A 16288-nucleotide genomic window follows, 5' to 3' on the forward strand; every position below is an offset into this window, starting at 1 on the left:
AAACAAAGCGATCAGATGTAAAATTGGACAAGATAACTTCAACACACTGAAAGGTGCATCATTATGGCTTACTATACAATTGTTGATAAAGAAACCTGTATCGCGTGTGGAGCTTGCGGTGCAGCGGCTCCTGATATATATGAATATGACGATGAAGGCATTGCATATGTTTTATTAGATGATAACCAAGGAATGACTGAAATTCCTGAGGTGTTGGAAGATGATATGCTTGATGCATATGAAGGCTGCCCAACTGATTCAATAAAAATAGCTAAAGAAAGTTTTGATGGAAAGCCATTAAAATTTGAATAACTATTAGACTAAAAAAGCAATCAATTGAGTTATCAAAAAGGGAAAACTCAAATTGATTGCTTTTTTCTAATGGAGAATAATTGGGTTTACTCCATCAGGGACTGGTATTTTTTCATTTAGAGCATAATCCTTAACTGCTTTGATATTAACTGGTAGATCAATTGAAATAGATTGAAAATCATATGATTTTGCTGTCATTAGAATCGCTTCAATCATAGAAGCAGTTGAATGATTATTTCCTAATGATGAACCATCTGAAAAACGAATAGTCAAATTATCTTGGTTAATAGAAAGTTCATAGGTTACATCTTCCGGGATTGGACCATCAATATCAAATGCAGGTTCATCTCTTTGCATAGCCTTTAGTGCCGTCTCAATCGTATTATTTTGACCAGTATGTGTGGGAACTAATAATTGTTTATTATCTTCATATTGGTATATTTTATATATAAATCGATTCGTTTCACCTAAAGAAAATGCATCTATATTACCAAAAGGCCCCAAATTTACAGGTCCTCCATCTTCAGATTGAACAATAACCTCATCGAATCCAAGTGGTTTAAACATAATCGTTAACATCTGTTCAAAAACATGAGGTAAACTTGATCCTTCTGGAAAGGAGTAATCTTTTGCGACCGTCATGAGCACTTGCTTTTCATCTAATGACACGTTAAAAGTTAACCCTTTAAAGGGAAATTGATTTATGCCAAATGCAGCTTTTTGTTCTTCTGAAAAGAAACTATTTATACGATTATAATAAACATTAGGATCTCCAGACGAAGAAGGATCAATTAATGTTATCGGTATTGCCTGGTTACTATACTTATCGACTGAGGCAATCGTATATAAACGCTCTTGCTCTACCTGTTTATAATAAATCATACTTGAATCTGTTTCTTCGTTTGTCATTGTAAATTGTTGAACGGCATCATCATTTTTCGTTGCATCTTGCTCATTATTTAAAGCATCACTTTTTTCTTCTTGCTGTTTTAATTTCGCACTATCGTTTTCGGCTTGCTCCATCACCATATCTTGGGACTTTGATTGATCAGCATTTTGAAAGGAATGATTCATGTTATCTTGAATAATTATAAAAAGTAATGCAATAACAACAACACTAGCAAATGAAGGAATGACCCAAGACCAACGGCGACTTACTTGTTTGGATTCCATACGATTTTCTATTTTCTGATAAAGCATGTCTTTTGACTGATTATCTGTTATCGTAGGCATTTTCTTTAATTTTTCTTCTAGTTGTTTCGTTTGCTCGTTGTCCATATCTACTTCCCCCTTCCTATGAATCATACAAAAGCGCTTGTAGTTTTTTTATTGCTCGATGTTGTGTCGTTTTCACTTTACTTACTGTCCATCCCATAATATCTGCTGTTTCTTGAATAGAGAATGATTGAATGTAGCGCAATATAATAACCTGCTTTTGATCCGCATTACATTCATTTAATTTATGATAAATTCGTTGCATTTCATCATTTAACATTACAATTTCTTCAGGTAATGCATTTTGATCTGGCAAAGTTTGCTCTTCAGTCTCCTTAGAAAAAAAGTCAATTAGTCGATTGCGCTTTCGCTTTTGTTTTCGAAAGAAGTCCAGCGTTGTATGCCTAGCAATTGAAAATAACCAAGTTTTCTCACTACTATCACCACGAAATGTATTATACGATTTTAGAACCTTAATATACACTTCCTGAATAATATCTTCTGTTTGACTTCGATCTTTAACCATATAGAAAATATACTGAAACAGATCGTGATGATAGTTATCGTAGAGTGATTCAAACGCGGTCTTCATTCATGAGACCTCCCGTCATTCATTAATTAGTCGTTATACATAAGTCTAAAGTTACATTATTTTTATATTTGATGATCATACTTATATTTATTTGCTAAGTAAGCGAATGGTTTATAACTAATAAGCATGAATAGTACATTTCCAAAAGCATGATAACAATCGAAAATCAGACCACTTAAATAATACCCCCAAAAGAATCCAGAGATAAGATAGTTTGTTAATGCAAAGAACAAACCATATAAAAAACCTGCTGCAATTGCGATAATTATTAATACAATAAACGCGTGTTTCTGTATCTTCAATCCAATCATTCCACTTACTATACCAATAAGGATATATGCTGCTATCTGCCCAAAAGTCCATATACCCATACCCATAAATAAATTAGAAATATATACTGAAATTGCACCTAAAAAAGCTGCAGAAAGTGGTCCGAAAAAAAAACCAGCTAAAATCACAAGTGATGTTACTGGTTGAACGTTAGGTAAAAATTGAAATATAAATCGACCACTGATTGCCAATGCACAGAGCATTGCAATCAATGTTAATCGATACGTTTTAAACATTAATAACTCACTTCTTGCAAATCGAAATTCACTTTATCATTCGGTGATAATTCAAAATCGCTTGCACCGACATTTGCTTGCTCACCATTGACTGTATACATCCAATAGAGATTATTGTCAGGTACCTGTTCCTCTCCTTCAATTGCGGTAATAAATCCATCGCCTTCAACCACAATATCAAAGTTTTCTTCCATTAGAGTCATTAAATTTGTCTCATCATTTAATTCAATTTCTTTGGTGGCTATGATTTCTTCTTGCTTATTTTCAGAAATGGTAATTGTAACGGTTCCATTCGTGTTACTTGTTTGATCGTTCGCTTGACACCCAACAATAAACATACTCAATGTTAATAATAAAAAGATCCAATTAAATTTTTTCATTTCTCTTCCTCCATCATATATAGTGGAGGATTAAACGTTTATTTTCATATATATTAATTTCAATCAAACGCTCAATCCTCGAAGGTTTGATACATTACGATGTGTTGGTAGGTCTACTGACTTATACATTGATCTACTAGGAACCCTTCCCATATCCTATTGATACAGTGGTCATGTTCCGTTCGTTTGTATTTACAGTTGCGAGGACAGTTCTGGATTTTCACCAGATTCCCTGTTATAGTCACCAACCACACCGTTTAAATTATTTACTTTTCAGGTATAACGAAGGTAAAAGTTGTTCCTTCTCCTTGTTTACTTTGAACAGAAATAGATCCATCATGTGCTTCCACAATATTTTTAGCAATCGATAATCCAAGACCTGTCCCTTTACGTTTTTCTGTTTTCATTCTTGATTTATCAGCTTTATAAAAACGCTCAAAAACAAAAGGAAGATCTTCTTCTGAAATACCAGAACCAGTATCTATTACAGAAAAACGCACTTTCTCCTTTTCCTTTTCAACTAGCAGCTTCACATTTCCCTTTAGTTGTGTATGACGAATTGCGTTATCAATTAAATTCGTCAATACTTGCTCGAGTCGATCTTGATCAATATAAATCATTTGTAAACCTGTTCTTAATTCCAACTCTAATTGTATGTCCTGATCATTAGCAGGTCCTTGGAATTTTCGTATGATTCGATCAACAAAAGCCTTTAATTCTACTTGTTCTTTATTAAGTTGTACATGTCCTGCCTTAATACGTGCTAAATCAAGCAACTCATTTACTAAACGGCCCATACGTAATGATTCATCTCGAATAATAGAAGCTAATTCATTCTTCTCTTCGATGGTGGCGGCAATATTATCCACGATTGCCTCGCTATATCCTTGCATCATTGAAATAGGTGTACGTAATTCATGAGATACATTAGCTATAAACTCTTCTCTTAGCTGATCCATTTTACGCTCATCTGTCATATCACGTATAACAGCAACAACCCCACGCACTTTTGTTTCATCATATAAAGGAGTCATTACCATCACCCAATTTCGTCCTTGAACCGTTACTTCTTGCATTTGTTCGGTTTCTAAATGAATAACATTTTTTAACATATATAGTATGTCATCAGGTAAAAAGTCTTCTGAATCTACATCTGATTCATAACGCCAATCATTTAAAAATTTCTGAGCAGGTGGGTTTGAAAGGATTATCTCAGCTTCCCTATTGAATGTCATGACACCATCAGCCATGGATCGTAATATACTATATAATTGTTCTTTTTCTTGACTGAGTGCGTCGATATGATAACTTAATTGACGTCCCATACGATTAAATGCCATGGCAAGCTCACCAATTTCATCATGGGTTAAGATTGGTACTCTTGTCTTAAATTCTCCTTTAGCTAATTCTAACGCGCCTTCTCTCATTTTAATTAATGGCTCAGTGATACGTGAAGATAAAAAGAAAGCAAATATGGTCATTAATATAATTGCAATTCCCGCTGCTAATAAAATAATATTACTCGTTTGTTTCGTTGTTTTAGCTACTACTTCAGAAGACTGATAAGCAAATACTGAAAACTCACCATTATTTACACTAGTTCCAACCATTAACACTTGGACATTAGGTTGAAGTGTTACTTGTCCACCTACATCTTCTTCATTTGTTAACACCGAATGAAACGAATCATTTCCAGTAATCCATTCTAAAGTTATCATTGGTAAATTTTCATCAACGCTTGTAGAGGACCAACTTGTTCCATCATCAAAAATAATTGTAATTCGACTACTGTCATCTTTCACTGTCTCAACGATTTGGTCAGTATCTAATTGTTGTTGATTAATTTCGAGTAATTCAGCTATTTTCGTTGCTTGATTAAGTAGACGATTTTCTGCTTGCTTTAAATGATAACCATCAAAAAATTCTAGTAATAAAAAACTAATAATAGCTAAAACAACGAAAATAACAATTAAAAAAGTAAACCATAATTTAACGACAACACCACGCCAAAACATCATTCATCTGTCACTTCAAACTTATAACCTACACCCCAAACAGTAACAATCATTTTGCCGGCGCCTTCTGATACTTTATTTAACTTTTCACGTAGTCGCTTAACATGTGTATCTACCGTTCGTAAATCACCAAAAAACTCATATTGCCAAACTTCTTTTAATAATTGCTCTCGATCAAATACTTTATCTGGAGCACTTGCTAAAAAATGCAGTAATTCATATTCTTTAGGTGTTAAGCTAACCTCTTCGCCATCTGCTAGTACTCGATGGGCATCATTATCAATTTCAATATGTTCAAACTCTAATACATCTTTTGTTGTACTGTTTACAGCTGGTAACGATGTAGCAGTAGATCTACGTAATAATGCCTTTACTCTTAGTACTACTTCTCGGGGACTAAATGGCTTTACAATATAATCATCTGTACCTACCTCAAACCCTTCCACACGATTAGATTCTTCTCCTTTAGCTGTAAGCATTATGATTGGTGTTACTTTTTTCGTTCGAATCGTTTTACAAACTTCGATACCATCCATCTCTGGTAACATCAAATCCAAAAGAATCAAAGAATAATTATTTTCCATTGCTAGCTCTAAGCCGCTTTCACCATCACCAGCTTCATCAATTTCATAACCTTCTCGTTCAAGATACATTTTTAGTAATCTTCGAATCCGTTCTTCATCCTCGATGACAAGAATTTTGTTTAATTCATCCATCCCAATAACCCCTTCCTAGCTAACCCCTTTATATGTTTGTTTATCTATTTTTATTCCCACAAAACAAATGATTGATTAATATCATTGCAAGAGTGGGTCATTTTGTAATTTATTTTATAAGAGGGAGTATTTAAAAATCTGGCTCACAGCAAGCGATTCCAACATGTGTCAAATTTCGACAAACGCACATTGCTTTTCCTTCAAAAAAGTCAGACCTTCTACACTTATCTTAACTCCAATCACTTATTTAGTTTTTAATGCTTCATGTCTAAGTTGCTTTATTTCATGAGGAGTTAATTCACGAAAATCACCTGGTTGTAAACCATGAAGAGTCAAAAAGCTGTATCGTTCTCGTTTTAACTTCATTACTGGATGATCAATTTTTTCAAACATTCTTCTAACTTGACGATTCTTTCCTTGATGCAGTGTTAATTCAATGATAGCCGTGTTTTTGGTTCTATCTGTAGAGAGTATTTTAATCTGTACAGCTTTTAATTTTTCTCCATCTGCTTGTACACCTTTTTTTAACTGTTTTAGCGCATCATTTGTTGGTATTCCTTTAACTTTTGCAATATACACCTTATCTATTTCATGACTAGGGTGCATCAAAAGCTGAGCGAATTCTCCATCATTGGTGAGTAAGATAATACCAGAAGTATCATAATCCAGTCGACCAATTGGATAAACTCGCTGATCAATATCTGGTAAATAATCTAATACAACCTTACGTCCCTTTTCATCTTTCACACTTGAAATGACTCCTCTAGGTTTGTAGAGCATATAGTATACAGGCTCTTCTTTTTCTAATGGAATATTATTCACTTCAATTTTATCATCTGGTAACACCTTAGTGCCTAGTTGATTAACAACTTTTCCATTTACTTTTACCTTACCTTCTTCAATTAATTTTTCTGCTTTTCTTCTGGAAGTTACACCACTTTGTGCAATTACCTTTTGCAAACGTTCTTGATTATTTGTCATTATATCACCACTGTACCCTTCTATAGTCACATATACATTTTGCCAGAAACTTTTATACAAAACAATAGCGTTAACACATACGTTAACGCTTCAATTCGAAAATACCATTGAAACAATGATAATCGATGTTATTATACCAACAAAATCTGCTATAAGTCCAACTTTTAATGCATCTCCCATTTTCTTAATTCCTACAGCACCAAAATAAACCGTAATAATGTAAAAAGTTGTATCCGTACTTCCTTGCATAGTAGAAGCTAATCTTCCAATAAAGGAATCTGGGCCATACACTTTAATTAAATCGGCAGTGATTGCCAAAGCTGCAGTTCCCGAAAGTGGTCTAGTAAATGATAAAGGAACAATTTCACTAGGAATACCGATAAGTCTAAGTATCGGCTGAAATCCATCTATTAACGCATCCATTGCACCAGAGCTACGGAAAATTGTAATAGAAACGATCATTCCTAATAAATAAGGTAATAGCGATACTGCCATTGATATGCCTTCTTTTCCACCCTCAACAAACAATTCATAACTTGGGAGCTTTTTCACCACTGCAGTTAGTAGAATTGACATAACAATAATAGGTATAATCCATACACTTATTGTTGAAATCAAACTCATTTCTTTTTATTCCGCTCCCTTCTTAAATGAAACATGCGATCCACGAATATAGCGAATATCGTGGTTATAAATGTTGCAATAATCGTTGTCCCCACGATTTCAGTTGGAGCAGCTGAATCATATTGAATTCTGATAGCTATAATGGTAGTCGGAATAAGTGTCAAACTTGATGTATTAATTACTAAAAAGGTAATCATTGACCGACTTGCATGATTAGAGTTTGAGATTTTTTTCATTTCTTCCATTGCTTTTATCCCCATTGGTGTAGCGGCATTCCCCAAACCAAAAAGATTAGCAATAAAATTGGATAAGATATAGCCCATCGCAGGATGGTCTTTTGGAATTTCAGGAAACAACCTTGTAATGAAAGGTTTAAATAATGTTGCTAACATAGATAAGATGCCAGCTTTTTCAGCTATTCGCATTAAGCCAAGCCAAAAAATTAAAACACTAACTAAACCTATAACTAAGGTTACTGCTTCTTGTGCACTTGAAAATAATGCTTGATTAACTTCTTCCATTGTCCCATTAAACATAGCATAAATAATTCCAATGATAGCTAACCCTGCCCAGATATAATTAACCATTTTAAAACACACCTATTAAATGTTTAAAAGTTGTTACCACTTGGTTCCATAAGGTATTCGTTTCACTAGATTCATTCGGTGACGGATAGAATGACGTCTCTGTGTATTGATCAAATGCCCAATCATATAGTCGAATATGATCTTGCCAATCATCAGGATCTTGTAAGGTTACTGCTATCAACGTCACATCATTCTTTTCTGCTATCGAAATTAGCGTTCTACCTGCCGCTTTTGTATAACCGGTCTTCCCACCAATTGCATATGGATAATAATGGGTCAATAACTTATTTTTATTTCCCCATGCATACGTACGTTGTTCTGATCGGTAAGATTTAGCACCAGTTACAAGGGAAAATGTATCATTGTTCATTGCATACTTAGTTAAAAGTGCCATATCATATGCCGTAGAATAATGGGTGTCTGAATCAAGCCCATGTGGATTTTCAAAATGTGTCTTCTCCATACCTAACCATTTTGCTTTTTCATTCATTAAATAGGCAAATCCACCTATACTTCCCCCCACATATTCTGCAATCGCTGTAGCAGCGTCATTACCAGATCGTAACATCAATCCATACACTAAATCTTCTAATGATATCTTTTCTCCTTTTTCGAGATAAATAGAAGATCCTTCTGTATTGACAGCTTCTTGACTTACTGTAACGATCTGATCCATTTTGCCAGATTCAATAGCAATAATTGCTGTCATCATTTTTGTAATACTGGCTATAAGATGCTTATCATGTGCCGCTTTTTCATATAATACTTCTCCATTCTCTTGGTTTATTAATATAGCATTTCTGGCCGAAATATCTGGTTTAGCATACGAAGAAGTTGGTAATAAAAAAATTAAAACTGTAACAAAGACACATACAACTCTACGCAATATTCTTTCACCCTCTCCACACCTTTCTATAACAGTATATGCAAAAAGGACAAGCGTATGATAAGGCACAGTAATACATTTCGTATTAATTAAGTTGCCATAGATTGCTTGTCCTAGCACCTCAAAACTTGACATAACGATCAGCTCGTCCCTCCGATACACCAGAAAAATGGAATATAGTCCGATCTCATGATAATTAGCGCCAACAAAAATTTTTGCCCCAAAAACGCGTAGTACGTTTCCAGAGCAAAGGGCTAAAATGTTACTTATGTGAAGTATTTTAAACATAGCTTTTAATTGTACATACAGTAGTTTAATTCCGTGACATATTATTATTAGAATGGTTCCCATTTAACTTTATTACCCTGCATATAGCGCTTATTGACATTATCCCAATCAACAACATTCCACCAAGCTTCAATATACTCTTTGCGAACATTTTTGTATTGTAGATAATATGCGTGCTCCCAAAGATCTAAAGCTAACAAAGGAATCGTATCAGCCAATGCAAAGTGCTGATGCTTCTCCAATATATGAATGACTAATCTTCTGGCACGAGGGCTCCATGCTAGGATTGCCCAACCACTTCCTTCTACAGCATTGGCTGCATCTGTAAACCTCTTTTTAAATTCTTTGAATGAACCGAAGTCTTTATTTATCTGTTGCAGTAAGGCTTGATTTTGTTTTGGTGTTCCACCGCCATAAGGAGACATGCTAAACCAAAAAATAGTATGCAAATAATGTCCTGATCCATGAAATGCTTGTTCTCTTAACCAATGCTTTTGTTCAACTGAATGATTATTCTCTTTATATAAGGCTAGTTCTGCACGATTAAGACCATCAACATATGATTGATGATGTTTTTGGTGATGCAATTTCATAATTTCTTCGGCGATGTATGGTTCTAAAGCATTATATGCATAAGGAAGTTTTGGTAGTTTATGCTTTCCGATAGGTACTGTCTGCTCGTTCATTCTTTGCATCCATTTATCATAATACAATTCTGCTTCTTTCTTTATTTGTAATAAGTCGTTATCAGACAACGATTCATGTAACAAGGCTTCGTTAATTGAGCTTTTCCAACGATTCCAATCTTCTATAACTATATTTTCATTACGCGCAAGTAATAAATCCTCCACCTTTTCTGTCCATGTAATTAATTTTTTTAGATAATCTTTTTTCTGATCTTGCATTTACAATCACCTCAAGTTAGCCTATTCAACAAAAAAAAGTTAGTGTCATGTTGACACTAACTTTTTAGTAGCTAAACGATTCTTTTCACTCATTTTCAAATTTATTAAAAAATAAATCCGCTTCTTCAGATACATCTGTATCCGTTATGTTTTCTGGAAGAGGTGGCAATTCTTCAATAGACCGTAGCCCGAAATAAGTTAAGAATTCAACAGAAGTTCCAAACATAATTGGCCTACCTATGCCTTCCTTTCTTCCCACCTCTTCAATTAACGCCCTTGATAATAAAGTCTGTAGTGGTCGATCACTTTTTACTCCCCGAATGTCTTCAATTTCCGTTCTAGTTATCGGTTGATTATAAGCGATAATTGCGAGTGTTTCTAATGCAGCTTGAGATAATTTCGAAGCCTGAGGTGAATCCATTAATTTTTGAAAATAATGTGTATGCTCTGGTTTAGTCGCAAGATGATAAATTCCTTTTGCTTCGACCAACATAATACCTCTATCACCGTGTTCATAATCATACTTTAATTCATCAATGACACAATGAACCGTTTCTTTGTCTAACTCTAAAACAGATTTTAATTGCCGTATACTCAATCCTTCGTCTCCTGCTGCAAATAGTAACCCCTCTACAATAGCTTTAAAATTGATATTGTTCACAAATCGCTCCCCCAAGTCGTACTTTTATCTAGCATTTTTAAAAATTATATAAATATATTGATCTATAATGTAGGATATCTATACCACTCTACTATTTTTATGTGGCTGGATAAATGGTAAGTGTTTCAAAATGATTTTCTTGTGTGCAAGAAATCTCCTTATTTTTCATTAATTCTAAAACAGCAACAAACGTAACAACAATATGCGCACGGGTTGGGTATGGAAATAATGTGTCAAATGTTACACCTTCTGTTTGATTTTGAATCTGCATTAAAATCTCTTCCATACGTTGCTTAATTGGTATCTCTGCTCGTTGAACAGTAGTCCTCATCGGACGATTCCACTGTTTTCGTGTGAATACCTTTTGCATAGCTGCAAGCATATCATAAATGGAAACCTCGCCATTATTCTTTATAGGTACCTGTTGTTCACTTTGAGAAAAAGGTTGCGGCGGTCGTGTATAGCTAAAACTAGCTTCTAATTCTTTCTCTTTAAACTGTGTCGCAGCTTCCTTATATTTTCGATACTCTATTAAACGCTGCATTAGCTCTTCACGAGGGTCTTCTTCATATGTATCCTCATCTTCATCAAGTCCTTGGTTCGGCAATAAAAAGGCACTTTTCATGGCGAGCAAGGTTGACGCCATCACTAGGTATTCACTAGCAATATTTAACTCTAATTTCTGCATGGTATGAATGTAATGCATATATTGTTCAGTAATTTCAGAGACAGGAATATCGTAAATATCAATTTCATAGCGATTAATTAAATGCAACAATAGGTCCAGCGGGCCCTCAAAAGCATTTAATTTTACCTGATACGTCTGGTGCATGGCTTCCTTCTCCTTCTTTGGTTAATTATTTCTGTTCTTTCATTCTACCATAATTATTATGTTAAATTTTAGTTGATTTTCAAACGTTATTGTCTAATATGAAGCATAACTAGACAAAAAAACCAACTCAATTAGAGCTGGTTATGATTATCCCTACATTTATCTAGAAAGTGGTTGGTTAAATCATTTGCACATATGAAATACTTCTCACTATATAGTTCTCTAATCTCTTGGACCATCTTTCGACCTATACCTGAATTACGATGGGATGGGTTAACTGTAATATGTTGTATCATTAACTTCTTCTCTTGATCATCTACACGTACACCAATAGCACCTAAAATATCTTCTTCTTTCCAAAGGTATAATAACCAATTTTCATTATCTTCATATTCCTTAATTGTTTGCTGAAGTTTTTTTACATCTTTCTCTTCAGGCATAAAAGATAAAAGCCCCATGGCGATTTTTTCTAACGATTTTTTATATCGAATTAACATAATTACCCCTCATCATATAAATCTTTTATATAGTATAACGAAAATACAGGAGAAAACGTTCCATTACTAACTATTTTATTTATCATTTATTTATTACATCTAGAATCATACTACTTTTTTAGTTAATTGTCATGGTTTAAATATATGTCCATATGAAAAATTCAACAATTTTATGACATTGTCACATAACAATAGAAAAAGTAAGCCTAGAACGACTTACTCTTTTTCCGTTACTGTTACTTTTTCCATACGATCCCCTTGTTTAATTCTAAGAACTGTATCCATTCCCTCGATTACTTGTCCAAATACTGTATGAACGCCATCTAAATGTGGCTGAGACTCATGTACAAGGAAAAATTGACTTCCTCCGGTATCCTTTCCTGCGTGAGCCATTGATAGAGAACCAGCAACATGTTTGTGCGGATTTCCTTCTGTTTCACATTTAATTGTATAACCTGGGCCTCCAGTACCATTTCCAATAGGACAACCACCTTGTGCAACAAAACCAGGAATTACTCTATGGAACGTTAACCCATCATAAAAACCACTATTTGAAAGTTTTTCGAAATTAGCCACTGTATTTGGAGCAGCTTCTTCATACATTTCAATTGTTATATTTTCACCATTCTCGAAAGCAATTGTTGCTATTTTCATTTTTAAACATCCTCCTGTTATTCATATGATAAATCATTTCTAAGCATATCTTGGTATGTTTCTCTTTTTATAACTAGCGTATCGTTGCCATTTTCAACAAAGACTACTGCAGCTTTAGGAAATCGATTATAATGGCTAGACATAGAATATCCGTAAGCTCCTGTGCTAAAGACTGCTAAAATATCTCCTGAAGTAACTTCTGGAAGGTTCACATCCCACAATAGCATATCACCTGATTCACAACATTTACCCGCAACGGATACTACATTAGATGTTGCTTGATTCATTTTATTGGCAACTACTGCGTCATATTTTGCCTGATATAAAGCAGGTCGAATATTATCAGTCATACCACCATCTACAGCTATATAATCCCTCACATTTGGAATGTGTTTTTCAGCTCCAATAGTATATAATGTTAACCCTGCATTTCCAATAATAGCCCGACCAGGTTCAATCCAAATTTCCGGAAATGCAATATTTAAATCTTTGACTTGCTGATCTATTTCTTTAATAAGGGCTTTAACATATTCTTCTAAGGCCAATGGCTCATCTTCACTAGTATATTTAATCCCAAATCCGCCACCGAGATTGAGAACATCTGGAACAAAACCATATGCTTTTTTCCATTTTCTTAGCGATTCAAATAATCGACGAACCGCCATGATGAAACCGTCCGTTTCAAATATTTGAGAACCAATATGGCAGTGAAGACCTTTAACATGAATATGATCGTGATATTGAAGTTCCTTAAATGCCGCTTCAGCCTGTCCATTAGCTAAATCAAATCCAAATTTTGAATCTTCATTACCAGTTAAAATATAATCATGTGTATGAGCTTCAATTCCAGGTGTTACTCGAAGTAAAACATCCATTTTCTTGTTTTCCTTCAACAAAACTTCATTTAATAATGCTATTTCATAAAAATTATCTACTACAATACACCCTATGTTATTTCGGACTGCCATTTCGAGTTCAGCTTTACTCTTATTATTACCATGCATATGAATTTTGTTTGTAGGAAATCCAGCTTGTAAAGCAGTATAAAGTTCACCTTCTGAAACAACATCAAGACTTAGCTTCTCTTGTTTAGCAACTTGTAACATAGCAATAGATGAAAATGCTTTACTTGCATATGCAACTTGAGCTCTTACACCAAACTTTTCAAATGTGTTTACGAATGCACGTGCATTTTCCCTGATTTTCCCCACATCATAAACAAATAATGGTGTACCATATTTTTCAGCTAGATAAACAGTATCTATATTACCAATTGTTAAATGTCCTTGACTATTGACGTTCTGATTTTCATACATACATACACCCCCGCACACCCCATATCTCCAATAAATCATAAAAATCCCTTACCGCTTTATACAAGGACTAATTATCACATTTGCATAAAGGAAGGGATTAAGATTAATTCCCGACATTAGCTTCGTGTAGCATTTGATTGCCACAATTAAATCCAATATCGTTAATTTACCACAAGTTCTCATCCTATTCAACAGTATATTAAAGAGATAGGATCTAATTTATAATATATTGATCTTTTAACGCTGCTTATAATTATTTTTAGGATGTACAATGCTTGGCCGCTTTTTCGACGTTGGTACAGCAAAACGAAACAAAATTTGAATTAAAGCTTTACCGTTAAATGGAATGAACGGCCAAAGATAAGGTGTATTTAATGATTTTGTCCTAATTAAATGCATGATATAAAGCGTGAATCCAATAATCATTCCTTTAATCCCAAATAATGCAGTGGATAGGACTAAAAGTACTCTACTAATTTTATTGGCAATGCTCAATTCATAACTAGGGGTAGCATAGGAACCAATGGCACTAATAGCTACGTACAAAATGACTTCGGCACTAAATAATCCCACATCAATAGCAATTTGACCAATTAGTACTGCCGCAATTAGACCCATAGCAGTAGATAGAGGTGTAGGCGTATGTATTGCGGCCATACGCAATAATTCAATTCCAATATCAGCAAATATTATTTGAACAACTATTGGGATATTCCCTACCTCATTCGGTCCAATAAAATGTAGTGCTTCAGGTAATAAGTTTGGCTCCATCGTCAATAGTAGCCATAATGGTAACAAAAAAACAGAAGCTAAAATACCTACAAACCGAATCCACCTGATAAATGAACCTACTGCCGGTGACTGACGATATTCTTCCGCATGCTGCACATGATGAAAAAATGTTGTTGGTGTGATAATCATGCTTGGTGAAGTATCTGCCATGATTAATACATGGCCTTCAAATAAATGGCTTGCCGCCACATCTGGTCTTTCCGTATAACGTACTAAAGGAAACGGATTAAGTCCTTGTGTCACAAGGTATTCTTCAATTGTTTTGTCCGCCATTGCTAAACCATCAATATCAATAGACTTTATCTCCTTAATAATCGTCTTTACTAATCCATCATCAGCAATATCTTTTATATAAGAGATACAAATATCTGTTTTTGACCTTTCACCTACTTGAAAAATACGATTGCGCAAACGCTCATCACGTACGCGTCTTCTAGTTAATCCTGTATTTTCTATTATATTTTCTGTATAACCATCACGAGAACCCCTTACTACTTTTTCGGTATCTGGTTCTTCTGGACTTCTACCAGGATAGTTTCTTACATCAACCACAAATGCATAATCCGTGTTTTCTACAAAAATAACGATTAATCCAGACAATAATTGAGTGATGACTTGATTAAATTCTTGCTTTTTTTCAACTTGTTGATGTACAAGTCTATTTTCAATGATACTTGGCAGTTCTTTTTTATTCGGTTCCTCATCATTGATTGATGTTAATTTTTTTAAAAGCTCGACCACGATTGATGTATCACAAAGTCCAGTAACGTAATATAATTGAACTTTTTGATCTAATAGAATGATCTCTCGAAAGCCGATATCAAAAGATGTACCTAGGCCTAACCTTTTGGTCAGTTCTTTCTGATTTTCATTAATATCTGAGGTTATTGGGGTTTTTTTCGGCATATGCTAGTTGTCTCCTTTCCAAAATGAGTTCAATAGCTTTCTTCGTAATCGGACATCCTTTATCAACATCATCTCGCCTATTCATTTTACCTATATCTCCTATACCAACCACTGTAGGTATAGCTAATTGATCAAGTAAATAGACTGTGTCCCCATTTATACGACCACTCTCATAAATGGGGATTCCTTCTTTATTCACACCATTTTTTATGATATTTCCGTCTTGATCTATTGCAAAAGAGACGCGCGTCCATTCTTTATTTTTCGTATGAGCAGCAACTGCAACAGCACCAATAATGATCATATCTGGATCGTTCGCTAATGCTTGTAAAATTGCCTCGCCAGAACCGACACCAGAAAATCCTGCATCATCAATTAATACGTAAACAAGCTTTGTTTTAGCTTGCTTAATTGCATGAATCATGGTTGATGGAGTAATTTTACTTGGATTATCAGCTAAAGATAGTAACGCAGTACCTCCAAGTTGCTTAGAAACAGACTCCATTGCTTTTCTAGCAAAATGGTCACCATCTGTAATTATTATTATCTCTTTACCATTCATA

The 16288-nt window shown here is 34.4% G+C and carries 19 protein-coding genes and 1 riboswitch; of the genes, 1 reads left to right on the forward strand and 18 read right to left on the reverse strand.

The window, feature by feature from the left end; genetic code table 11:
• The first annotated feature begins 63 nt into the window (after window positions 1-63).
• Window positions 64-312, forward strand: a complete 249-nt coding sequence (locus BN1058_RS04720) for a ferredoxin (RefSeq protein WP_090853584.1) — start codon at window positions 64-66, stop codon at window positions 310-312.
• 66 nt (window positions 313-378) lie between these two features.
• Here BN1058_RS04720 and BN1058_RS04725 read toward each other — a convergent pair whose 3' ends face one another.
• The 18 genes from BN1058_RS04725 to BN1058_RS04810 form a co-directional block, all read right to left on the reverse strand.
• Window positions 379-1590: an adenine nucleotide alpha hydrolase family protein gene (locus tag BN1058_RS04725; RefSeq protein ID WP_090853587.1), complete on the reverse strand. Its 1212-nt coding sequence runs from the start codon at window positions 1588-1590 to the stop codon at window positions 379-381.
• A gap of 16 nt (window positions 1591-1606) precedes the next feature.
• Window positions 1607-2119, reverse strand: a complete 513-nt coding sequence (locus tag BN1058_RS04730; RefSeq protein WP_090853590.1) for an RNA polymerase sigma factor SigX — start codon at window positions 2117-2119, stop codon at window positions 1607-1609.
• A gap of 62 nt (window positions 2120-2181) precedes the next feature.
• Complete coding sequence (locus tag BN1058_RS04735; protein ID WP_090853593.1) at window positions 2182-2685, reverse strand: ECF transporter S component; 504 nt, start codon at window positions 2683-2685, stop codon at window positions 2182-2184.
• The gene (locus BN1058_RS04740; protein ID WP_090853595.1) at window positions 2685-3065 is read right to left on the reverse strand and encodes a DUF4430 domain-containing protein; all 381 of its coding nucleotides are present in this window, start codon (window positions 3063-3065) and stop codon (window positions 2685-2687) included. The genes BN1058_RS04735 and BN1058_RS04740 overlap by 1 nt, the downstream gene beginning before the upstream one ends.
• An 88-nt stretch (window positions 3066-3153) precedes the next feature.
• Window positions 3154-3329: riboswitch (cobalamin riboswitch) on the reverse strand.
• A gap of 2 nt (window positions 3330-3331) precedes the next feature.
• The gene (locus tag BN1058_RS04745) at window positions 3332-5083 is read right to left on the reverse strand and encodes an ATP-binding protein (RefSeq protein ID WP_141652120.1); all 1752 of its coding nucleotides are present in this window, start codon (window positions 5081-5083) and stop codon (window positions 3332-3334) included.
• Window positions 5080-5796, reverse strand: a complete 717-nt coding sequence (locus BN1058_RS04750; protein WP_090853599.1) for a response regulator transcription factor — start codon at window positions 5794-5796, stop codon at window positions 5080-5082. Before BN1058_RS04750 ends, BN1058_RS04745 begins: the two co-directional genes overlap by 4 nt.
• Before the next feature lie 243 nt (window positions 5797-6039).
• Window positions 6040-6777 (reverse strand): pseudouridine synthase, encoded by a 738-nt coding sequence (locus BN1058_RS04755; RefSeq protein ID WP_090853602.1) that lies wholly within the window; start codon window positions 6775-6777, stop codon window positions 6040-6042.
• Between the two features lie 90 nt (window positions 6778-6867).
• Window positions 6868-7401, reverse strand: a complete 534-nt coding sequence (locus tag BN1058_RS04760; protein ID WP_090853605.1) for a spore maturation protein — start codon at window positions 7399-7401, stop codon at window positions 6868-6870.
• A complete protein-coding gene (locus BN1058_RS04765; protein WP_090853608.1) occupies window positions 7398-7988 on the reverse strand; it encodes a nucleoside recognition domain-containing protein in 591 nt (196 codons plus the stop codon). The genes BN1058_RS04760 and BN1058_RS04765 overlap by 4 nt, the downstream gene beginning before the upstream one ends.
• A gap of 1 nt (window position 7989) precedes the next feature.
• A complete protein-coding gene (locus BN1058_RS04770) occupies window positions 7990-9009 on the reverse strand; it encodes a D-alanyl-D-alanine carboxypeptidase family protein (protein WP_090853611.1) in 1020 nt (339 codons plus the stop codon).
• Window positions 9010-9209: 200 nt separating this feature from the next.
• A complete protein-coding gene (locus BN1058_RS04775) occupies window positions 9210-10067 on the reverse strand; it encodes a superoxide dismutase (RefSeq protein WP_090853614.1) in 858 nt (285 codons plus the stop codon).
• An 85-nt stretch (window positions 10068-10152) separates the two neighbouring features.
• On the reverse strand, window positions 10153-10728 hold the full coding sequence (gene scpB / locus BN1058_RS04780) for an SMC-Scp complex subunit ScpB (protein ID WP_090853617.1): 576 nt from the start codon (window positions 10726-10728) through the stop codon (window positions 10153-10155).
• Window positions 10729-10825: 97 nt separating this feature from the next.
• Complete coding sequence (locus BN1058_RS04785) at window positions 10826-11560, reverse strand: segregation/condensation protein A (protein WP_090853619.1); 735 nt, start codon at window positions 11558-11560, stop codon at window positions 10826-10828.
• Window positions 11561-11691: 131 nt separating this feature from the next.
• Complete coding sequence (locus BN1058_RS04790; protein ID WP_090853621.1) at window positions 11692-12057, reverse strand: GNAT family N-acetyltransferase; 366 nt, start codon at window positions 12055-12057, stop codon at window positions 11692-11694.
• Window positions 12058-12273: 216 nt separating this feature from the next.
• Window positions 12274-12711, reverse strand: a complete 438-nt coding sequence (locus BN1058_RS04795) for a peptidylprolyl isomerase (RefSeq protein ID WP_090853624.1) — start codon at window positions 12709-12711, stop codon at window positions 12274-12276.
• Between the two features lie 17 nt (window positions 12712-12728).
• Complete coding sequence (gene lysA / locus BN1058_RS04800; protein WP_090853627.1) at window positions 12729-14027, reverse strand: diaminopimelate decarboxylase; 1299 nt, start codon at window positions 14025-14027, stop codon at window positions 12729-12731.
• A gap of 237 nt (window positions 14028-14264) precedes the next feature.
• Window positions 14265-15725 (reverse strand): spore germination protein, encoded by a 1461-nt coding sequence (locus tag BN1058_RS04805; RefSeq protein ID WP_090853630.1) that lies wholly within the window; start codon window positions 15723-15725, stop codon window positions 14265-14267.
• On the reverse strand, window positions 15691-16287 hold the full coding sequence (locus BN1058_RS04810; protein WP_090853633.1) for a stage V sporulation protein SpoVABEA: 597 nt from the start codon (window positions 16285-16287) through the stop codon (window positions 15691-15693). Before BN1058_RS04810 ends, BN1058_RS04805 begins: the two co-directional genes overlap by 35 nt.
• Window position 16288 lies beyond the last annotated feature (1 nt).

Origin of the sequence: Paraliobacillus sp. PM-2 (genome assembly GCF_001368815.1) — a bacterium.
GTDB lineage: Bacteria > Bacillota > Bacilli > Bacillales > Amphibacillaceae > Paraliobacillus.